At 65.3% G+C, this 19209-nt stretch carries 23 protein-coding genes; 16 read left to right on the top strand and 7 right to left on the bottom strand.

Annotated elements, in window-relative coordinates; translation table 11 throughout:
- Complete coding sequence (secA2, locus tag CH283_RS15120) at nucleotides 1–2304, top strand: accessory Sec system translocase SecA2 (RefSeq protein ID WP_094640107.1); 2304 nt, start codon at nucleotides 1–3, stop codon at nucleotides 2302–2304.
- Nucleotides 2297–2704 (top strand): META domain-containing protein, encoded by a 408-nt coding sequence (locus tag CH283_RS15115; protein ID WP_068052689.1) that lies wholly within the window; start codon nucleotides 2297–2299, stop codon nucleotides 2702–2704. The genes secA2 and CH283_RS15115 overlap by 8 nt, the downstream gene beginning before the upstream one ends.
- Before the next feature lie 4 nt (nucleotides 2705–2708).
- On the opposite strand, the gene CH283_RS15110 is transcribed toward CH283_RS15115, so the two are convergent.
- Complete coding sequence (locus CH283_RS15110) at nucleotides 2709–3296, bottom strand: TetR/AcrR family transcriptional regulator C-terminal domain-containing protein (protein ID WP_094640106.1); 588 nt, start codon at nucleotides 3294–3296, stop codon at nucleotides 2709–2711.
- Nucleotides 3297–3421: 125 nt separating this feature from the next.
- Between CH283_RS15110 and bioB the strand changes: the two genes are divergently transcribed.
- Genes bioB through CH283_RS15095 form a run of 3 tightly spaced genes read left to right on the top strand, consistent with a single transcriptional unit; the run spans nucleotide 3422 to nucleotide 5258 of the window.
- Complete coding sequence (bioB, locus tag CH283_RS15105; protein WP_094640105.1) at nucleotides 3422–4414, top strand: biotin synthase BioB; 993 nt, start codon at nucleotides 3422–3424, stop codon at nucleotides 4412–4414.
- Nucleotides 4415–4436: 22 nt separating this feature from the next.
- Nucleotides 4437–4661 (top strand): biotin synthase auxiliary protein BsaP, encoded by a 225-nt coding sequence (bsaP, locus tag CH283_RS15100; RefSeq protein WP_094640104.1) that lies wholly within the window; start codon nucleotides 4437–4439, stop codon nucleotides 4659–4661.
- Entirely contained in the window at nucleotides 4662–5258 is a 597-nt protein-coding gene (locus CH283_RS15095) for a DUF2567 domain-containing protein (protein WP_255183228.1), read from the top strand.
- Nucleotides 5259–5268: 10 nt separating this feature from the next.
- Here CH283_RS15095 and CH283_RS15090 read toward each other — a convergent pair whose 3' ends face one another.
- On the bottom strand, nucleotides 5269–5979 hold the full coding sequence (locus CH283_RS15090; protein ID WP_176460262.1) for an NUDIX hydrolase: 711 nt from the start codon (nucleotides 5977–5979) through the stop codon (nucleotides 5269–5271).
- 67 nt (nucleotides 5980–6046) lie between these two features.
- Here CH283_RS15090 and nadA point away from each other — a divergent pair, with 67 nt between their 5' ends.
- From nadA to CH283_RS15065, 5 genes are all read left to right on the top strand, one after another.
- Entirely contained in the window at nucleotides 6047–7105 is a 1059-nt protein-coding gene (gene nadA / locus CH283_RS15085) for a quinolinate synthase NadA (protein WP_176460261.1), read from the top strand.
- Nucleotides 7102–8670, top strand: coding sequence for an L-aspartate oxidase (locus tag CH283_RS15080; protein WP_094640103.1), 1569 nt, complete (start codon nucleotides 7102–7104; stop codon nucleotides 8668–8670). Before nadA ends, CH283_RS15080 begins: the two co-directional genes overlap by 4 nt.
- Before the next feature lies 1 nt (nucleotide 8671).
- Nucleotides 8672–9547, top strand: a complete 876-nt coding sequence (gene nadC, locus CH283_RS15075; protein ID WP_094640102.1) for a carboxylating nicotinate-nucleotide diphosphorylase — start codon at nucleotides 8672–8674, stop codon at nucleotides 9545–9547.
- Nucleotides 9548–9580: 33 nt separating this feature from the next.
- Complete coding sequence (locus CH283_RS15070; RefSeq protein ID WP_037192726.1) at nucleotides 9581–9955, top strand: RNA-binding S4 domain-containing protein; 375 nt, start codon at nucleotides 9581–9583, stop codon at nucleotides 9953–9955.
- Nucleotides 9956–10019: 64 nt separating this feature from the next.
- The gene (locus tag CH283_RS15065; protein WP_068052666.1) at nucleotides 10020–10202 is read left to right on the top strand and encodes a hypothetical protein; all 183 of its coding nucleotides are present in this window, start codon (nucleotides 10020–10022) and stop codon (nucleotides 10200–10202) included.
- Between the two features lie 53 nt (nucleotides 10203–10255).
- Here CH283_RS15065 and CH283_RS15060 read toward each other — a convergent pair whose 3' ends face one another.
- Both CH283_RS15060 and CH283_RS15055 read right to left on the bottom strand, forming a co-directional pair.
- Nucleotides 10256–12169 (bottom strand): HNH endonuclease signature motif containing protein, encoded by a 1914-nt coding sequence (locus CH283_RS15060; protein ID WP_094640101.1) that lies wholly within the window; start codon nucleotides 12167–12169, stop codon nucleotides 10256–10258.
- A gap of 80 nt (nucleotides 12170–12249) precedes the next feature.
- The gene (locus CH283_RS15055; RefSeq protein ID WP_094640100.1) at nucleotides 12250–13233 is read right to left on the bottom strand and encodes a LysR family transcriptional regulator; all 984 of its coding nucleotides are present in this window, start codon (nucleotides 13231–13233) and stop codon (nucleotides 12250–12252) included.
- A gap of 78 nt (nucleotides 13234–13311) precedes the next feature.
- Here CH283_RS15055 and CH283_RS15050 point away from each other — a divergent pair, with 78 nt between their 5' ends.
- Complete coding sequence (locus CH283_RS15050; RefSeq protein WP_094640099.1) at nucleotides 13312–13728, top strand: DUF5997 family protein; 417 nt, start codon at nucleotides 13312–13314, stop codon at nucleotides 13726–13728.
- Here CH283_RS15050 and CH283_RS15045 read toward each other — a convergent pair.
- The 3 genes from CH283_RS15045 to rhtB form a co-directional block, all read right to left on the bottom strand.
- A complete protein-coding gene (locus tag CH283_RS15045; RefSeq protein WP_306437453.1) occupies nucleotides 13725–14039 on the bottom strand; it encodes a YchJ family protein in 315 nt (104 codons plus the stop codon). The genes CH283_RS15050 and CH283_RS15045 overlap by 4 nt on opposite strands.
- A 65-nt stretch (nucleotides 14040–14104) precedes the next feature.
- The gene (locus CH283_RS28320; protein WP_155292933.1) at nucleotides 14105–14251 is read right to left on the bottom strand and encodes a hypothetical protein; all 147 of its coding nucleotides are present in this window, start codon (nucleotides 14249–14251) and stop codon (nucleotides 14105–14107) included.
- Between the two features lie 11 nt (nucleotides 14252–14262).
- On the bottom strand, nucleotides 14263–14889 hold the full coding sequence (gene rhtB, locus CH283_RS15040; protein ID WP_068052647.1) for a homoserine/homoserine lactone efflux protein: 627 nt from the start codon (nucleotides 14887–14889) through the stop codon (nucleotides 14263–14265).
- A gap of 82 nt (nucleotides 14890–14971) precedes the next feature.
- Here rhtB and CH283_RS15035 point away from each other — a divergent pair, with 82 nt between their 5' ends.
- The 5 genes from CH283_RS15035 (at nucleotide 14972) to hisB (ending at nucleotide 19168) form a co-directional block, all read left to right on the top strand.
- Nucleotides 14972–15439, top strand: coding sequence for an SRPBCC family protein (locus tag CH283_RS15035; protein ID WP_094640097.1), 468 nt, complete (start codon nucleotides 14972–14974; stop codon nucleotides 15437–15439).
- Nucleotides 15440–15460: 21 nt separating this feature from the next.
- Entirely contained in the window at nucleotides 15461–15979 is a 519-nt protein-coding gene (locus tag CH283_RS15030) for a DinB family protein (protein WP_094640096.1), read from the top strand.
- An 89-nt stretch (nucleotides 15980–16068) separates the two neighbouring features.
- Complete coding sequence (gene hisD, locus CH283_RS15025) at nucleotides 16069–17421, top strand: histidinol dehydrogenase (protein ID WP_094640095.1); 1353 nt, start codon at nucleotides 16069–16071, stop codon at nucleotides 17419–17421.
- The gene (locus tag CH283_RS15020; protein WP_068052629.1) at nucleotides 17418–18548 is read left to right on the top strand and encodes a histidinol-phosphate transaminase; all 1131 of its coding nucleotides are present in this window, start codon (nucleotides 17418–17420) and stop codon (nucleotides 18546–18548) included. The genes hisD and CH283_RS15020 overlap by 4 nt, the downstream gene beginning before the upstream one ends.
- Complete coding sequence (gene hisB / locus CH283_RS15015) at nucleotides 18545–19168, top strand: imidazoleglycerol-phosphate dehydratase HisB (RefSeq protein WP_032394340.1); 624 nt, start codon at nucleotides 18545–18547, stop codon at nucleotides 19166–19168. The genes CH283_RS15020 and hisB overlap by 4 nt, the downstream gene beginning before the upstream one ends.
- The last annotated feature ends 41 nt before the right edge of the window (nucleotides 19169–19209 follow it).

Below are 19209 nucleotides of genomic sequence, written 5' to 3'. Positions count from 1 at the left end.
ATGGCTTTGGGCTCCGACCGATTCTGGCGTGTACTCGGCCGATCCGCACAGAAGGCGCAGAGCACCTCGCGTCGAAGCGTCGACCGGGCCCGGGAGCACGCGGAGTGGGCAGCCGCCCTGAGCGAGAGTGAATTGGCGACCGAGGCGGCCGCGCTGCGTGTCGACGCCGCCGAGCGTCTCGACGTTCCGCGGTATCTGGCGCTGACGCGCGAGGCGAGTGAGCGTGCGCTGAAGCTACGGCCCTTCGACGTGCAGCTGCACGGTGCCGTGCGGTTGCTCGCCGGTGACGTGGTGGAAATGGCAACCGGCGAGGGCAAGACGTTGGCCGGCGCGATCGCTGCCGTCGGATACGTGTTGTCCGGACGCGCGGTGCACGTAATCTCGGTCAACGACTTTCTCGCGCAACGCGACGCGCAGTGGATGCAACCGCTGTTCGAGTCCCTCGGTATCGCCGTAGGTTCCATCGGCGAGTCCTCGACTGCCCAGGAGCGGCGCACCGCCTACGCCTGCGACATCACCTATGCCTCGGTCAACGAAATTGGTTTCGATGTTCTGCGTGATCATCTGGTGAACGACCGCGACGATCTGGTCGCGCCCGTGCCGGACGTTGCCCTGATCGACGAGGCCGATTCCGTGCTGGTCGACGAGGCGCTCGTTCCGCTGGTGTTGGCCGGTTCGGTCTCCGGTGACGTCTCGACTTCGACGGTCATGGATGCAGTCCGGTTGTTGGACAAGGGCGTTCATTTCGACACCGATGCCGAAGGACGCAACGTGTTCCTCACCGACGAGGGCGCGTTGCGGATGGAGAAGGAACTGGGCGGAATCGACCTGTACTCCGAGCAGCACGTAGGGACGACGTTGGTTGCGGTCAACGTGGCCCTGCACGCCCAGGTGCTGGTCCAGCGCGACGTCGATTACATCGTTCGTGACGGACGCGTGCAGCTGATCAACGCCTCACGTGGCCGAGTGGCCGAACTGCAGCGCTGGCCGGACGGGTTGCAGGCCGCGGTCGAGATCAAGGAAGGGCTCGCCCCCACCGAGACCGGTGAGATTCTCGACACGATCACCGTGCAGGCGTTGATCAACCGGTACGCAACGGTGTGCGGTATGACCGGTACGGCCATGGCGGCGGGGGAGCAGCTTCGCACGTTCTACAGCCTCGGTGTCTCGGTCATCGCCCCCAATGTGCCGACAGTGCGCGTCGACGAGGACGACCGTGTGTACGACACGATCGAGCACAAGAACGCTGCAATTGCATTGCAGGTGAAAGAGATTCACGAGACCGGTCAGCCGATTCTCATCGGTACCCACGATGTCGCCGAGTCCGAGGCGCTGGCCGAGACGCTCACCGCCTCGGGCGTCGACGTGGTGGTACTCAACGCCAAGAACGACGCCGAGGAAGCGGCGGTCATCGCCGCGGCGGGTGTGCACGGCGCAGTGACGGTATCGACGCAGATCGCCGGGCGCGGAACCGACATCAAGCTCGGTGGTCCCGAGGGCACCGATCGCGAACGTATTGCCGAGCTCGGCGGACTGTTCGTTCTCGGTACCGGTCGTCACACCACCGAGCGTCTCGACAATCAGCTCCGCGGACGTGCAGGCAGGCAGGGAGATCCAGGGCGCTCGCTGTTCTTCGGCAGTTGGGAGGACGACGTCGTCAAGAACAACATCGGCGACAAGGATGCACCGAAGGACACCGACGAGAGCGGAATGTTCACTTCCTCGGCTGCGGCCGACCGCGTCGATCATGCACAGCGCATCGCCGAGGGTCAGATGCTCGAGATACATTCGCGTACCTGGCGTTACAACCAGCTGACGGCTCAGCACCGTGAGATCCTGGACCGCCGCCGGGCCACGTTGCTCGACACCGACGAGGCGTTGACGCTACTCGAGCAGCACGCGCCTGCGCGCTCGAAGGAGTTGCGCGAGAACGTGTCCGAGGAGACTCTGGTCGAGGTCGCCCGTCAGATCGTTCTGTACCACCTCGATCGGTCGTGGTCGGACTATCTCGCGCACCTCGCCGACGTGCGCGAGAGTATTCACCTGCGCGCACTGGGTCGGGAGAATCCGTTGGACGAGTACCACCGGATCGCTGTCGAGGCGTTCAAGACGGTGTCCTCCAAGGCGATGGATCTCTCGCACGCTACGTTCGAGTCGGCCGAGATCACCTCGGACGGAATCGATCTGGACGAAGCGGGCTTGCGACGCCCGACGTCGACCTGGACGTACATGGTGCACGACAACCCGTTCGCGTCCCGCGGAAATGCCGGTGCGGCCGGTCTGGGGCCGATCTTCGGTGGCTGACGCGCGGCGCGCGCTGGTCGCTCTCGCGTTGGGTGCGAGTGCGGTGGCCTCCGGGTGCACCGACTCGTACGGTGAATTCCCGGCCGGCAAGACGTACTCGTCGGTCGAGGCACCCGACTCCTACACGCCGGTCGCCGGAACGACGGTCAGGCTCGAGTTCGTCGACGACCGAATCTCGGCCGAGGCCGGGTGCAACAGGTTGTTCGGCACCGTGGACACCTCGCAGGGCAGGATCACCATCGACTCTCTCGGGTCGACGCGGATGGCCTGCCCGGAGGCGTTGATGGAGCAGGACCGGTGGCTGTCGGAGTTCCTGACCTCCACCCCGCGGTGGTCTCGGGACGACGGAACCATGACTTTGGACAACGGGAACGGGCGGATCGTCTTCGCCGAATTCTGATCGACTAGTGGCGGATGCGGTCCGCCGCGGTATGCCGTACTCCGTCGAGGAAGAGCTTCAGTCCGAAATCGAATCTGCTCGTCGGGTCGGGTTCTTCGAACAGCGGTGACGCGTCGGGCGTGAGGGCTCCGACGGAGTCCATCTGTAGGCGCGCCTGCTCGTCCACGGTCTGGCCCAGGATGTAGTACAGCAACGTGTCGGCGGTGAGTTCCGCGTCGCGTCGCGGCAGTCCCGCTCGAATGCACACGGCGGCAATGCGTTCGCGAATGTGGCTGGTGGTCAGCCTCGACGCGTAGGTCGCGGCCACCAATTCGGCACCGTCGCGTCGGGAGAGAAGGGCGTCGCGCAGTCGGTGGGCGATCTGCCCGATCTGTGCGTCCCACGAATCTTCGGTGGACGGCGCATCGGCACCGGAGAGTATGTGATCGGCGATGGCACCGAGCAGCGTCTGTTTGTTGGGGAAGTGCCAGTACAGCGCGCCGGGTTGCACGTGCAGCGACATAGCGAGTCGCCGCATCGTCAGGTCTGCCAGGCCGTACTCGTCGAGAATGGCGATCGCGCCGTCCAGGACGTCCTGCCTGTTCAGTTGCACTGCTGCCCCCAAGTCGTTCGACGCATCTTCGCTTTGACAGTAGCCGAGCCCGGCGCCTAACGTGAACGTCGTTCAACTTGAACGGTGTTCAATGATGATGCCGTTCGACTACGAGGGGACCCGGAATGGACATTTTGCGCACGGCGCGTACTCAGGTGCTCGGCGACGGCATCGCGCTCGATCGATCTCAGGTTCTCGAGGTTCTCGAGCTCGGCGACGACCGTCTCGAGGAGACGATGCTGTTGGCCCACGAGGTGCGGATGAAGTGGTGCGGGCCCGAGGTCGAGGTGGAAGGAATCATCAGCCTCAAGACCGGTGGGTGTCCCGAGGACTGTCACTTCTGTTCGCAGTCCGGACTTTTCGCTTCCCCGGTTCGTGCTGCGTGGCTCGACATTCCGTCGCTGGTGGAAGCTGCGAAGCAGACCGCGAAGACCGGAGCCACGGAATTCTGCATCGTCGCGGCGGTGCGCGGCCCCGACGCTCGGCTGCTCGCGCAGGTCGCCGCCGGTATCCAAGCCATCCGGAACGAAGTCGAGATCGATATCGCGTGCTCGCTCGGCATGCTCGACCAGGACCAGGTCGATCAGCTCGCGGCGATGGGCGTGCATCGGTACAACCACAATCTCGAGACCTCTCGCTCGTATTTCCCGAACGTGGTGACCACCCATACCTGGGAGGAGCGGTGGAATACCCTGCGCATGGTGCGGGAGGCCGGCATGGAGGTGTGCTGCGGCGGAATTCTCGGTATGGGGGAGACGCTCGCGCAGCGGGCCGAATTCGCCGCCGATCTCACTGCTCTCGAACCCGACGAAGTGCCCCTGAACTTCCTCAACCCCAGGCCTGGAACGCCGTTCGGAGATCTCGATGTGCTGCCGGCGTCCGATGCTCTGCGCGCCGTCGCCGCGTTTCGTCTCGCTCTGCCACGCACGATTCTGCGATTTGCAGGCGGACGCGAGATCACCCTCGGCGACCTCGGTGCCAAGCAGGGAATTCTCGGCGGGATCAACGCCGTCATCGTCGGCAACTACCTGACGACACTCGGCCGCCCGGCGGAGCAGGATCTCGATCTTCTCGGCGAGCTGCAGATGCCGATCAAAGCGCTGAACTCGACGATCTGATGGGCGTATTAGGGTGGGTCGAATGACGAGCGAGACCCACTACGACCCGTACACCGGTCGGCCTGTCGACGCCGGAGCCGAGGTGAGTGCGGGTTCGTTGTCGGTCGCCGTCCGGCTCGGTTTGGAGCCGCCGCGGTTCTGCGCAGAATGCGGTCGCCGCCTGGTGGTGCAGATCGTCCCCGACGGGTGGACGTCGCTGTGCTCGCGTCACGGCCTCGTCGATTCGGCCACGACGGGTAGGCGCTAGGTGGTCACGTCGGACGTTCTCGAAGTGCCGCCGCGGAGCAGCACCGTTCGGGTGTTGTCGGTGGTTGTCGGAATCTCGGTGGCAGTCTCGGCTCTGGGTGGGATGCTGTGGGGATTCCTGGCACCGGCGCAGCAGTTGCTCGTGGTGGCGCAGGATCGTGGGGCGGCCCTGACCGGGGAGAGCCTGCACAGCTTCGACGGGCTTGCGATGTTCTCGTTCCTTTCCTTGGCCCTCGGTCTCGTTCTCCCGATCGGGTGGTGGCTGTGGAGGTCCGAGCGGGGGCCACGGCTGTTCGGTGCCGTCTTCGTCGGCGCACTCGTCGGCTCGGTCGCTGCGATCCTGGTGGGCAACGGGATTGCTGCTCTTCGGTTTCCGAAGGTCACCGATCCGGCGGTCGGGTCGATCGTCACCGTTGCGCCCAGTATCGAGACTCCGCAGGTGCTGATCGTTCAGGCGCTGATGGCTTCGCTGGTGATCATGCTTCTGGCCGCGATGAATCCCAACGACAATCTGCAACACACCGATCCCGATCCGGACGACCTCGATGTCGAGTTCTTCCCGCCGCCACCGTCGTTCGACTCGAATCGAGCCGACTGACAGCAGCCGTTCACGCCTGGGGCGGTCGCAATGCGGCGAACTCGTCGGTGACTCGAATGCTGTTGTCGGCAAAGCGGAACAGTGCAGGCGGCCTACCACCGGCCTTGCCCGACGGCGCGCGCCGTCCGGTGGGTTCGATCACTCCGCGCCGGCTCAGCACCCGCTGCAGGTTGGTGGCATCGACCTGATATCCGAGTGCGGCACCGTAGATCTCGCGCAGCGACGAGATGGCGAAATCGACCGGAGCCAGTGCGAATCCGATGTTGGTGTACGAGAGTTTGGCGACCAGTCGATGTCTCGCGTGCGCGACGACGGTTCCGTGATCGAACGACATGTCGGGCAGTGCCGCAACCGGGTGCCATGCGGTGTCCGAGGGAAGTGTCGGCTCGGCCGAGATCGGTACCAGGCCCAGGAAGGTCGACGCGATCCGCCGATCTCCCGGTACGCGTTCGGGTTCGCTGAAGACCGACAGCTGCTCGAGGTGCGCCACCGAGCGCACGTCGACCTTCTCGGCGAGCTGACGGCGCGCGGAGGCGGCGAGGTTCTCGTCGTCGCGCAGCGTGCCACCGGGCAGCGACCAGGTGCCGGCCTCGGGGTCGAGGGCGCGCTGCCACAGCAGCACCGCCAGTTCCGGGGCGTCGGGGTCGGAAAAGGCTCGAACTTGGAACACCGCAATGAGTACTTCGTGGACGGTGCTACGATAGGTCACGTTTTCGATCATAGGTCGAAAACTCCCTCGGAGGAAATTCGGTCACCGACGACCGGATGATCGGTGAAGGAGAACCGTCATGACCAGCAGCGCTACCCGGGTGAACATCCTGGACTCGGCATTCGCCGGAGTTCGCGACATCGTCGACGGAGCAGGTGGTTACGGGGGAGTGGAGGCAACTCCCGAGTGGGCGGCAGAGGTTCGACGGCTCGCCGATCTGCGCGGCGCGACGCTGCTCGCGCACAACTACCAGCTGCCTGCGATTCAGGACGTTGCCGACCATGTCGGCGACTCGCTCGCGCTCTCGCGGATGGCCGCCGAGGTCTCCGAGGACACGATCGTGTTCTGCGGAGTTCATTTCATGGCCGAGACGGCAAAGATCCTGAGCCCACAGAAAACGATCCTCATCCCGGACCAGCGCGCCGGCTGCTCACTGGCCGATTCCATCACCGCAGACCAGCTCCGCGAATGGAAGGCCGATTTTCCCGACGCCGTCGTCGTCTCGTACGTCAACACCACCGCCGAGATCAAAGCACTGACCGACATCTGCTGCACTTCGTCGAACGCCGTCGAGGTCGTCGAGTCGATCGATCCGGGCCGCGACACCCTGTTCCTGCCCGATCAGTTCCTCGGCGCGCACGTCAAGCGCGTGACCGGGCGCGAGAACCTGCACATCTGGGCCGGAGAATGCCATGTGCACGCCGGTATCAACGGCGACGAGTTGGCCGAGAAGTCTCGCACCCACCCCGATGCCGAGCTGTACGTGCACCCCGAATGCGGCTGCGCCACATCGGCTCTGTACCTCGCAGGCGAGGGGTTCGTACCCGCCGACAAGGTCAAGATCCTCTCCACCGGCGGCATGCTCGACGCTGCCCGCACCACCGCGTCCAAGCAGGTTCTGGTCGCCACCGAGATCGGCATGCTGCATCAGCTGCGGATGGCGGCACCCGACGTCGACTTCCTCGCCGTCAACGACCGCGCATCGTGCGGCTACATGAAGATGATCACCCCTGCTGCTCTGCTGCGCTGCCTCGTCGAGGGGCGCGACGAGGTGCACGTCGACCTCGAGACCGCGAACATCGCGAGCAAGTCGGTGCAGCGGATGATCGAGATCGGCACCCCTGGCGGCGGCGAGTGAATCCATCGGTCGCGTGGGAAACCGCGGCCGATCTCGTCGTGGTCGGCGGTGGAATTGCCGGACTCACCGCGGCTCGCACGGCGGCAGCTCGCGGCCTGCGGGTGCTGACCGTCAGCAAGGGGCGTTCCACCGACACCGCGACGCAGTACGCCCAGGGTGGGATCGCGGTCGTCGGCCCCGAACTCGAGGATTCTATCGAATCGCATGTGGCCGACACCTGCGTCGTCGGTGCCGGCCTGTGCGACGAGGACGCGGTGCGTTCCATCGTCTCCGGCGGGCGGGCGGCGATCACCTCGCTCGAAGCTGCGGGCGCTCAGTTCGACCTAGCGGCCGACGGCACCGTTGCGCGGACCCGCGAGGGTGGCCACAGCGTTCGTCGCATCGTTCATGCCGGGGGAGACGCCACCGGAGCGGAGGTGCAGCGCACGTTGGACGCGTCCGTGCCCACTGTGCATTTCGACACGACCGCGCTGCGGGTACTGACCACCCACGGCGAGGTGGTCGGTCTGCTCGTGCGCGGGCCTCGCGGTGTCGGCGTCGTTCATTGCCCGACGGTGCTGCTCGCGACCGGCGGACTGGGACAACTCTTCTCGTGCAGCACCAACCCGCCGGGCGCGACGGCCGACGGCATCGCACTCGCGCTCGACGCCGGTGCTCGGATCGCGGATCTGGAATTCGTGCAGTTCCATCCGACGGTGCTGTTCGCCGCCGGGTCCACAGGCCGTCGCCCGTTGATCAGCGAGGCGGTGCGAGGAGAGGGAGCCCGCCTGGTCGATGTCACCGGCCGTGCCTTCATGGCGGGAGTGCACCCGCTCGGCGACCTCGCGCCACGCGACGTGGTGTCCCGCGCCATCGCCGAGCTGCTGCACGAGCGTGGTGACGACCACGTTCTGCTGGATGCCCGCGCGGTGGAACGCGTCCACGAACGGTTCCCGACCGTGACCGCCTCATGTCTACAGGCCGGCATCGATCCGGCGAAAGACCTGATTCCGGTGGCACCTGCAGCGCATTACTCGTGCGGGGGCGTGGCGACGGATACATCCGGGCGCACCTCGGTTCCCGGCTTGCTCGCCGCAGGTGAAGTGGCGCGCACCGGCTTGCACGGAGCCAACAGGTTGGCGTCGAACAGTCTGCTCGAGGGTCTCGTCGTCGGTGAGCGTGCGGCCTACGTGGCCGTCGAACGAGTCGGCAGACACGGCAGCATTTCCGATGTCGCAATGCCCACGTATTCCCGTATCGACCGCGCGGTACTGCAGCGAACCATGACCGCCGAGGTCGGAGTGGTGCGAGATGCAGCGGGTCTTGTTGCAGCGCAGGGTGTTCTGGCGCACGGCGTGGTATCGGAACCGCCGGTGGATGCGCGCGCCGTCGAGGACGCAGCGTTGACCGCTGCGGCGGAGGTGATCGTGCTGGCCGCGGCCGAGCGCCGTGAGAGCCGAGGGTGCCATACCCGACGCGATCATCCGGAGAGCGCGCCTGCGCAACGCCGAAGCCTGTTCGTCGAACGAGATCTCGACGGACGGCTGGCGATAGTCAACGACGACGTGATGACGGGAGCACGCTGACATGACCGACACCGTGAACGAGGTGAACCCGGGCGTCGATCGCACCGAGGTACTCGCACTGATTCGGACCGCGCTCGACGAGGACCTGCGGTACGGACCCGACATCACCACGCTGGCGACGGTATCCGAGGATGCTGTCACCACGGCGTCGGTGGTCTCGCGCCAGTTCGGCACGATCGCCGGGATCGACGTCGGCCTCCTGGTTCTCGACGAGGTGATCGGAGCCGACGGATACTCCGTCGTGCATCGCATCGAGGACGGATCCGAGGTCGAACCGAGACAGGCCGTTCTGACGGTCGAGGCGCCGACGCGGGGTCTGCTCACTGCCGAACGCACGATGCTCAACATCGTCTGCCATCTCTCTGGAATCGCCACTGCGACGGCCGGCTGGGTCGCCGAGGTCGCAGACACCGAGTGCAAGATCCGGGACAGTCGAAAGACGTTGCCGGGGTTGCGTTCGCTACAGAAGTACGCGGTACGCGCAGGTGGTGGCGTCAATCACCGGATGGGTCTGGGCGATGCCGCGCTGATCAAGGACAATCACGTGGCAGCGGCCGGTTCGGTCGTCGCCGCTCTGAACGCGGTGCGGGCTGCGGCTCCCGACATCGCGTGCGAGGTCGAGGTCGACAGCCTCGAGCAACTCGACCAGGTGCTGGCGGAGAACGTGGAACTCGTTCTGCTGGACAACTTCGCGCTGTGGCAGACGCAGATGGCCGTGCAGCGCCGAGACAAGTTCGCGCCGCAGACGAAGCTGGAATCCTCGGGTGGCCTGACCGTCGACGTGGCACGTGACTATGCGCGCACGGGGGTCGACTTTCTTGCTGTCGGCGGTCTGACACACTCGGTGACAGTGCTCGATCTCGGCCTGGACATGTAGTCGAGCCTCGCAATGTGAGGAATTCGTTCGAAGATGGAAGTTCAGAGTGTCCGCCTCGACAGTTGGATCTGGGCGGTCCGGTTGTTCAAGACGCGGTCTGCCGCCGCTGCTGCCTGCCGCGGCGGCCACGTCCGTGTCAACGGAACTCCTGCCAAACCCGGGCATCGCATCGGCCCCGACGACGAGATCAGGCTCCGGTCCGACGGAGTGGAGAAGATCGTCGTCGTGGTGCGGGCCATCGGCAAACGCGTCGGCGCAGCGGTCGTGCCGGAGTGCTTGATCGATCGCAGTCCGCCGCCGCCCCCGAAGGAAGTACTGGCTTCCGTGCCGAGGCGTGATCGAGGGGCAGGCAGGCCCACCAAGCGCGATCGTCGTGAGATCGACCGTCTGCGGGGCCTTGGCCTCTAGTGCATCCGACTCCTTTCAGTTACCTTCGGTAACGACAAGTAGTTCGTACGCAAGGAGGTGTGGAATGGACTCCGTCCTGTGGACTCCACGTTTCGCCGCCGTGTATTTCCTGGCAGCAGCGTTGCTGCTCATTCTGTTCGTGGCGATCGACGCCTCCCTCGTCATCGCTGCACCGCTTCTGTTGACGTTGGTGGGACTCGGGGTAGCTGTTCTGATTCACAATCGAAAGCGCCACCCGGTTCGCTGAATCACGTCAGCGCGGGTGCAGGCAGGGCTGTGCCCTGAGACTGGTGTGGGTGGTCAGGCGGGTTGTCGTGGTTCCTCGTCGCCGGTGTCGTCATGCTGGTCGGGTGGATACAGCACCTCTTCGGGGTGGTGTGCGTGATTGATCAGCCCACGCCTACGTGGGTCCATCCCGGCCGGTGGATGCCACAGGGTGCGGCCCGGATAGCGATGTGCTGCTCCGGTTTTCGTGGTTGCCCACTTTCCGGGTCCGGTGCCGACGAGTGCGTGGTGCATGTCGCAGCCGAAGGTCAATCCGTCGATGTCGGTGTTGCCGCCGTCGATCCAGTCGGTGAGGTGGTGGGCTTGGCACCAGGTTGCGGGGCGGGTGCAGGAGGGGAAGCTGCAGCCACGGTCTCGGGCGATGAGCACGATGCGTTGGTCTGCGGAGGCGATGCGTTTCGATCGACCCAGATAGAGGGCTCTGCCGTTGTCGTCGAAGATCGTCAGGTAGTGGTGTGCGTGGGAAGCCATGCGGATCGCGTCGCGGATCGACACTCGTGATCCGGTGGCGGTCTTCGCGTATCCGCAGCCGGCTTCCAGATCTTTCAGGCTCATGGTGACGATGGCGGTGACGGGCAGGCCTCGGTGGGTGCCGAGGGTCCCGGAGGCGAGGGTGTGCCGGAGTGCCACCTTCAGGGCGTCGTGACGACGTTCGTTCTGGGTGCGGATGTCACGCTGGACGGCGGCCTCGCGCGTTGACGCCGCCGCCTCGGCCCGTGCCTCACTGCTCTCGGTATCGCCGTGCCCGGCAGCGGTACGCCTGGCAGCAGGGCCGTCGGAGGAAGTGTCGTCGGAGGAGGTGCCGTCGGGGGAGGTGTCGTCAGAGCCTGTACCGCAACCGCATTCGATGCCGCCTCCGCACTCGTCGTGACCGCAAGGGCCGTCACCGCAAGGGCCGTCACAGCCACATGGACCGTCGTCCCAGAGTCCCGCATCACTTCGCCACCGGTCTTTACGCTCAGGTAGCGGTGGTGTCTCGGAATTGGAGTCCCCCGATCCTGCATCACTCGCCCCTGCTTCGCGGGGCGTGGTGCCGGGCTGCGGTCGTGCGTCAGCATCCTCGCCCGAGGTCTGGTCGTCCTCGTCGCTTCCGTTCTCGTCGTCGACGATCGGTTTGCCGTCGGCGGGGTTGTACGTGCCCGGTTTTGCCGCTTTGGAGAACAGGGCTTCGAGGTAGGCGCGTAGTTCGGGGTCGACGCAGAATTTTCCTTCCGACATTCCGTCGACCCCTTGCTCGCCGAGGTAGAAGAACGCATCCCTCCGCTTCCGTGGCTTCGGCGGGTCTCCGTCGTCATCGTCATCGTCGTCATCGTCATCGTGGTCGCCGTCCGGGTTCACCATCGCGTCCAGGCACGCCACCACCGGTGCGAAATCGTCCGGCCGCAATTTCACTGCCTGTTCCACCAACTGTTGTTCGGCGAGGTCGCGGGTCTGCGGATCGACACTCGAGGGCAGATGGCGGAAGAATTCGCGGATCATCTGCACGTGCTTGGCGTCGAGCAGCCCCGCCCGCAGTACTTGCGCTGTCCGCGGCAGCAACGGGGCCAGTACTTCTCCGGAGAACGCAGTACGGTCACCCAATTGTGCAGCCAGACGCACTCGTGCACCGGCTGCTCGTGGGGTGATCCGCAGCATCCAGGCCACCGAGGACGGGACCGAGCCCGGATACACGTCGAGGCCGTGCTGCGCGATCAACTCGTTCAGCCAGGTGTACGAGTACGCGGTCAGCGACCGCCTCAGCATCTCCATGCGCTGGATCACCGCACGCCGATCCGGGTTCGTCCACGACACCGACGCCTGCCCCGCCAACTCGGCAACCGCAGACTCGACCCGCTCCACCAGCACCGACAAGTCCGGATCGGACACGTCAGGCGTAGGCGGCACCACATCGATGCCGTCCACCCCTGATCCGCCGTCCCCCGAAAGCATGAACAGAATCTACCGCGACCCACCGACAAACTTTCGAACACAGGTTCGTCCAGGATTCGGGCCGGCGCGAGGGTGCAGATTCAGCGGCGCTTCCCGCTGCGTCGGGCGTTCGTTTTCGTCTTGGCAACGGGGCGAGCAGGTTTGGAGGGGTGCGCTTTCTTCTTCTTGACCGGTGCCTCGTCCGATGCACCGCGTGAGCTGCGGGTCGAGCGGCCGCGGACGATGCCGATGAATTCCTCGATGCGGTCGTCCTCGCGTTCGGCGACCCAGGCCAGTGCGATCTGCGACTGCTCGACGTCGGTCACGGGGCGGTAGACGAGGTCCTTACGGGCGTTGAATCGCGCCACCGAGTGCGGCACGATCGCCACCCCCAGCCCGGCAGCCACGTACTCGAACGTCTCCGCGGCGGAGTTCATCGGCGGAAGTTCCGGGCGATTGCCGGTCGTGAGTTCGGTTGCCACAGCTGCCCATTCGGGCACCGTCGCGGGGTCGGCGAGCAGATGCTCGTCGGCGAGGTCGGTTGCGGTGACCGAATCGAATGCGGCGACTGCGTGGTCCTTCGGTACCACCACGACCTGTACCTCTTGATAGAGACCGATTGCGTTGAGGCCTTCGCGATCGATCGGCGGACGAACGAAGCTCACATCGACCGTGCCGTCGTGCAAGGCCGCCACCTGTGTATCCGGTGTGGTCGCCACCACGGAGAGAGTGACACCGGGGAACCGATCGGCCCAGATGCGTGTCCACTTGGTGAGCGTGACTCCCTCGGCGTACCCGATGGTGAAGGTCGTCGGTTCGGCGGCAGCAACCTGCGCGAGTTCCGAGAGCCGGTCGTCCTCGGCGATCGCCGCCAGCGCCCGTTGCAGTAGATCGCGGCCGTCCGCGGTGAGCTCGGTGGGCGAGGCACCCGGTACGAACAGGTCGACGCCGAGCTGCTCCTCCAGTTCCACGACCGTCTTGCTCAATCGGATTCGCGAAATTCCCAGCGACTGAGCAGCGCGCGCGAAATGCAGTTGCTGCGCCACGGCCGCGTACCAGCGCAGTGTCTGCACATCGATGTTCACGGTGTCGACCCTATGGGACGACGCGGGCCGCGAGCGACCGTGGCGTCGAGAGCGCTCGTGGCCGGATAAGCTGTTCCGGTGAGCCCGGAGAACAAGCAGCAGACCATGAAGCCATTGACCGCGGCGAACAAGCTCGGCATCTATCTTCCCGCAGCACCCGAAGAATTCCAGAATTCGATGGTCAGCAGGTCCGAACTGGACGCGTTGCGCAGCGATCCGCCTCAGTGGTTGACCGACTTGCAGACCAGCGGACCCTTCCCGCGCGACGTCATCGCGAAGAAGCTCGGCGTGTCCATCGCAGGACTGGCCCGCGGCGGTGTCACCGAAGCGTTGACCAGTGATGCCATCGACGAGCTCGTCGCCAGCCCGCCGCAGTGGCTCGTCCGGGAGCGTCGCACCCAGATTCAGGTGCGCAAGGATGCCGAACGCATCAAGGAGAAGCAGGAAGCACGTCGTACCGCCGGTAATCGGCCGACAAAGCTCCGCAACCTCTAGCGGGAGACCACCTCGTCGAGGTAACGCCAGCGGCCGTCCACTCGGACGAAGCGGCTCACCTCGGTCATCGAGCCCGCCCCGTCGGGATGCTTGTACCGAGCTCGGAATTCGACGGTCCCCGCGTCGTCGAACAATCCACCGGCGTCGGTTGCCAGAATGTCCAGGCGATACCACCGCTGATCGGGGTCCAATTCCAGCTCGGCCGGAGCGGTGTCGGAATGCCACGATCTACGGAGGTAGTCCACGTCTGCGACGGCGAACGCGGTGAATCGCGATCGCATCAGCGTCTCCGCCGTCGGTGCGTTCGCCACTCCGAGAAGGTACGGCTCGCAGCATGCGTCGAACGTGTCACCGCTCGAGCACGGACACCGCCCACTCATTCGTCGACTACTTCGACCGTATAGGTGCCCAGTTCGTGTTCGTCCCGCTTGCCGACGTCCTGGATCCAGGTGTTGGCCTCCAGGAGTGTGTCGAACAGCCCCAGTGGAATCGGGTCGCCGCCGAGGGCATTCTTCATGATCACGCGATATTTCCTCACGGAGTCACGCGCCGGACGGTCGCGAGAAACGTCGCAGCCGCGAAGAACATCCCGGCGAACGTGCGATTCATCGTTTTCTGCTGGCGCTGCGACTTCATCAGCCGCAGAACCCGAGATGCCAGGGAGGTGTATCCGGTCATCACCAGCATGTCGACTGCCACCATCGTGGCCGCGATCGCGAGGTACTGGGCGAGCAGGGGCCGAGCCGGGTCGAGGAACTGGGGGAGCACGGCGACCATGAAGACGACCGCCTTCGGGTTGCTTGCGTTGACGAGGAATCCGCGGGCGAGCATCGTCGTTCCGCGGTCGGCCACCGCTGGAGCATCGGCGACATCGGTGGGGGCCGCACGCCATTGCCGAACGCCCAGATAGACCAGGTAGGCGACGCCGAACCACTTGATGGCGGTGAAGGCCAGCGCGGAGTTCGCCAGAACGGCTCCGAGTCCGACGGCGACGATGCCGATCTGCAGGAGCAACCCGATCTGCAGCCCGAAGATGTTCCAATATCCGCGGCGTAGGCCGTAGCGAAGCCCGGTGGACATCGACGCGATGGCACCGGCACCGGGGGAGAGACTGATGACGATGCTCGCGCCGAGGAATGCGAGCCACACTGACCAGGACATGCGTTCATTGAACTACGCCCGTCAACTCCGATTCCGCCCGGCCGCGGGTGTCGAACGCAGCGCGACGGGGTAGACCTACCGAATGGCAGACATCAGAACCATCGACACAGGACCGCAGCAAGTTTCCAAGCAGACCGAGGTTCGAGCGCCTGCGGCCGAATTGTTCGCGATCGTGGCCGATCCGCGCCGCCACGGCGAACTCGACGGGTCCGGAACCGTCAAGGACACCGTCAAAGGCCCCGATCGTCTCAGTAGCGGTGCCACATTCTCGGTCGGTATGAAGCAGTACGGCGTGCCGTACAAGATCACCAGCACCGTCACCGAGTTCGTCGACGCAGACAAGCACAAGGTCGTCGAGTGGCAGCATCCGCTGGGGCACAGCTGGCGCTGGGAGTTCGAGGAGAAGCAGCCGGGACTGACGACGGTCACCGAGAGCTTCAAGTACGGAACAGCGAAGTCCCCGAAGATGCTGGAACTGTTCAAGATGCCGCAGAAGAACGCCCAGGGCATCAAGAGCACGCTGCACAACCTGGCTGCCCGCTACGCCTGACCTGCATCTATTCTGACCGGCATGCCGATCGATCCCGACACCAAGAACTGGACCTGGGTACTCGAACGAGCGTGCCCGGATTGCGGGTTCGACTCCAGTGCCGTCGTATACGACGACATCCCGGACCTGATTCGCGCCGACGTCGAGCGTTGGGAAGCGGTTCTGCGGCGCAAAGACGTTGCACTGCGACCCGACGACTCGACGTGGTCCGCCCTCGAGTACGCCGCGCACGTACGTGACGCGCACCGAATCTTCCGTACCCGGCTGGCGCTGGTATTGACCGAGGACGATCCCGAGTTCGCCAACTGGGACCAGGACGCCACTGCACTGGCCGAAAACTACAACTCCCAGAATCCCGCGACAGTGGCGTCGGAACTCGGCGACGCCGCTCGCGCTCTCGCCGACGATTTCGCTGCTGTTCCGCCCGAGAATCGGCATCGGACCGGTCGGCGCAGCGACGGATCGAACTTCTCGGTCGAATCACTGGCCGCTTACTACATTCACGACCCCATCCATCATCTGTGGGACGTGCGGGGCTGAGCGGAATTCGGTGGAACTATCCTGGGTGTTCGAACCACACTGTTTCGACCGAACCCCGGCACCGAACCGACTTCACGAAGGGGCCCACTATGCCTGCCCGCATCGAGCTCGCCCGCGTCGATCTACGCGGACGAACTCCATCCACCGCCGAACTACGCGGCGCACTTCCTCGAGGCGGAGTGGATGTCGATTCGGTGCTGCATCAGGTTCGCCCCGTCGTCGATGCCGTCCGCGAACGCGGCACCGAGGCTGCGCTCGAGTTCAGTGAGAAGTTCGACGGCGTCCGGCCGGATCGCATTCGCGTCCCGCAGGAAGAACTGGTCAAGGCCCTCGCCGAGCTCGATTCCGATGTTCGCGCTGCTCTCGAGGTCGCGATCGAACGAACCCGTCTGGTGCACTCGGATCAGCGTCGAACCGACCACACCACCCAGGTGGTACCCGGCGGCACGGTGACCGAACGCTGGATCCCCGTCGATCGCGTCGGCCTGTACGTGCCCGGCGGCAACGCCGTGTATCCGTCGTCGGTCGTGATGAACGTGGTGCCCGCGCAGATCGCAGGCGTCGGCTCTCTGGTGGTGGCATCGCCGCCGCAGAAGAACTTCGGCGGCCTGCCGCACCCGACGATCCTGGCTGCGGCGCAGCTGCTCGGCGTCGACGAGGTCTGGGCCGTCGGCGGTGGACAGGGTGTTGCGCTGCTCACCTACGGCGGCGTCGACACCGACGGCGGCGAGTTGGCACCGGTCGATCTGATCACCGGTCCGGGCAACATCTACGTCACGGCCGCCAAGCGACTGTGTCGCTCGCTCATCGGAATCGACTCCGAGGCAGGACCAACCGAGATCGCGATTCTCGCCGACGCCACCGCGGACCCGATTCACGTGGCAGCGGACCTCATCAGCCAGGCCGAACACGACGTCATGGCGGCCAGCGTGTTGGTCACCGACAGTATCGAACTGGCCGATGCCGTGGACGAGGCCGTCAACGCACAGATGGCGACCACCCGGCATGCAGAACGCGTGGCCACCGCACTGAACGGAAGCCAGTCCGGCATCGTGCTGGTCGACGACGTCACGCAGGGATTGGCCGTGGTCAACGCCTACGCCGCCGAGCACCTCGAGATCCAGACGAAGGACGCGTCCGACGTCGCAGCCCGGGTGCGCAGCGCCGGTGCCGTGTTCGTCGGAGCGTGGTCTCCGGTGAGCCTCGGTGACTACTGCGCCGGCTCCAATCACGTCCTGCCGACGGCGGGATGCGCGCGCCACTCGTCCGGCCTGAGTGTGCAGACGTTCCTGCGCGGAATCCACGTGGTGGACTACAGCGAATCCGCGCTGAAAGATGTTGCAGCACACGTCATTGCGCTCGCGAACGCAGAGGACCTGCCGGCTCACGGAGAAGCGGTGCGGCTGCGGTTCGAAGGGTTGCGTACCGGTGATCCGTCATGACCGATGCTCTGGGACAGGCGGTCTCGCTGGACGACCTCCCACTGCGTGAGGCACTGATCGGCAAGTCACCGTACGGTGCGCCGCAGCTCATCGTGCCGGTTCAGTTGAACACCAACGAAAATCCGCACCCGCCGACGCAGGCCTTGATCGACGATGTGGCGGACTCCGTTCGGGTCGCCGCCGGGCAGCTGCACCGCTACCCGGATCGCGATGCCGACGAATTACGGGCCGACCTCGCCCGGTACCTCACCGAGCAGACCGGCTTCGCTGTCGACACCGCCAACGTGTGGGCGGCCAACGGCTCCAACGAGATTCTGCAGCAGTTGCTGCAGGCGTTCGGCGGACCGGATCGCACCGCGCTGGGCTTCGTACCGTCGTACTCGATGCACCCGATCATCTCCTCCGGGACGCAGACCGAATGGATTCCGGCGAAGCGTCGGGCAGATTTCTCTCTCGACGTCGACTATGCAGTGCAGGCGATCGAAGAACGTCGACCCGACGTCGTGTTCGTCACCAGCCCCAACAATCCGACGGGCCACAGCATCGACGAGGCCGATCTGCGCCGAATCCTCGACGCGGCACCGGGAATCGTGGTGGTCGACGAGGCCTACGCGGAATTCTCCTCTGCGCCGAGCGCGATCGGGTTGATCGAGAGCTACCCCAGCAAGATCGTGGTCAGCCGAACGATGAGCAAGGCGTTCGCGTTCGCCGGCGGTCGGCTGGGATATCTGGTGGCTGCCCCGGCCGTGGTCGACGCAATGTTGTTGGTGCGCTTGCCGTATCACCTGTCGGTCGTCACGCAGGCAGCTGCGCGAGCGGCCCTGCGGCATGCCTCGGACACCCTCGGGAGTGTGGCCGAACTCTCCGCCGAACGAGATCGGGTGGCAGCGGCTCTCGGCCGCCAGGGGTACGACGTGGTGCCGTCCGACGCCAACTTCCTGCTCTTCGGCCGGTTCTCCGATGCGGCCGTGACCTGGCAGCGGTACCTGGACGAAGGCGTGCTCATCCGGGACGTCGGAATCCCCGGATATCTTCGCGTCACCATCGGACTGGCGCACGAGAACGACCGATTCCTCACCGTCAGCGCAGCACTCGCATCGACCGAAACAGCAGAGGCACCGAAGTGACCACACCCGCTCCCCGCATCGCCAAGATCGAGCGCACCACCAAGGAATCCGACATCTCGGTCGAGCTGAACCTCGACGGCACCGGCATCGTCGACATCTCCACCGGCGTTCCGTTCTACGACCACATGCTCACCGCGCTCGGCACCCATGCTCGTTTCGACCTGACGGTGCGCGCGAAGGGCGACATCGAGATCGAGGCGCACCACACCGTCGAGGACACCGCGATCGTGCTCGGCCAGGCCCTCGGTCAGGCCCTCGGCGACAAGGCGGGCATCACTCGGTTCGGTGACTCGTTCATTCCGATGGACGAAACGCTCGTGCACGCGGCCGTCGATGTGTCAGGTCGTCCGTACTGCGTACACACCGGCGAGCCGGACTACATGGTGCACTCCGTCATCGGCGGCTATCCCGGCGTTCCGTACTCCACGGTGATCAACAAGCACGTGTTCGAGACGCTGGCCTCGAATGCCCGGATCGCACTGCACGTCCGGGTGATCTACGGCCGCGACCAGCATCACATCACCGAGGCCGAGTTCAAGGCTGTGGCTCGGGCGCTGCGTCAGGCAACGGAGTACGACCCCCGCGTCACCGGTGTGCTGTCCACCAAGGGAAGTCTGTGATCGGTCGATCGGCGCTCGTGCATTGAGCGGCCTGAGCTCCA

The sequence above is a fragment of the Rhodococcus sp. 05-2254-2 genome (genome assembly GCF_002259095.1).
In the GTDB taxonomy this organism is placed as follows: domain Bacteria; phylum Actinomycetota; class Actinomycetes; order Mycobacteriales; family Mycobacteriaceae; genus Rhodococcoides.
This window is presented reverse-complemented; position numbering and strand designations above follow the sequence as displayed.

Coding starts and splice junctions, on each gene's coding strand:
- secA2 (WP_094640107.1), top strand. CDS start 1: ATGGCTTTGGGCTCCGACCGATTCTGGCGTGTACTCGGCCGATCCGCA.
- bioB (WP_094640105.1), top strand. CDS start 3,422: ATGGACATTTTGCGCACGGCGCGTACTCAGGTGCTCGGCGACGGCATC.
- bsaP (WP_094640104.1), top strand. CDS start 4,437: ATGACGAGCGAGACCCACTACGACCCGTACACCGGTCGGCCTGTCGAC.
- CH283_RS15090 (WP_176460262.1), bottom strand. CDS start 5,979: ATGATCGAAAACGTGACCTATCGTAGCACCGTCCACGAAGTACTCATT.
- nadA (WP_176460261.1), top strand. CDS start 6,047: ATGACCAGCAGCGCTACCCGGGTGAACATCCTGGACTCGGCATTCGCC.
- nadC (WP_094640102.1), top strand. CDS start 8,672: ATGACCGACACCGTGAACGAGGTGAACCCGGGCGTCGATCGCACCGAG.
- CH283_RS15070 (WP_037192726.1), top strand. CDS start 9,581: ATGGAAGTTCAGAGTGTCCGCCTCGACAGTTGGATCTGGGCGGTCCGG.
- CH283_RS15065 (WP_068052666.1), top strand. CDS start 10,020: ATGGACTCCGTCCTGTGGACTCCACGTTTCGCCGCCGTGTATTTCCTG.
- CH283_RS15060 (WP_094640101.1), bottom strand. CDS start 12,169: ATGCTTTCGGGGGACGGCGGATCAGGGGTGGACGGCATCGATGTGGTG.
- rhtB (WP_068052647.1), bottom strand. CDS start 14,889: ATGTCCTGGTCAGTGTGGCTCGCATTCCTCGGCGCGAGCATCGTCATC.
- CH283_RS15035 (WP_094640097.1), top strand. CDS start 14,972: ATGGCAGACATCAGAACCATCGACACAGGACCGCAGCAAGTTTCCAAG.
- CH283_RS15030 (WP_094640096.1), top strand. CDS start 15,461: ATGCCGATCGATCCCGACACCAAGAACTGGACCTGGGTACTCGAACGA.
- hisD (WP_094640095.1), top strand. CDS start 16,069: ATGCCTGCCCGCATCGAGCTCGCCCGCGTCGATCTACGCGGACGAACT.
- CH283_RS15020 (WP_068052629.1), top strand. CDS start 17,418: ATGACCGATGCTCTGGGACAGGCGGTCTCGCTGGACGACCTCCCACTG.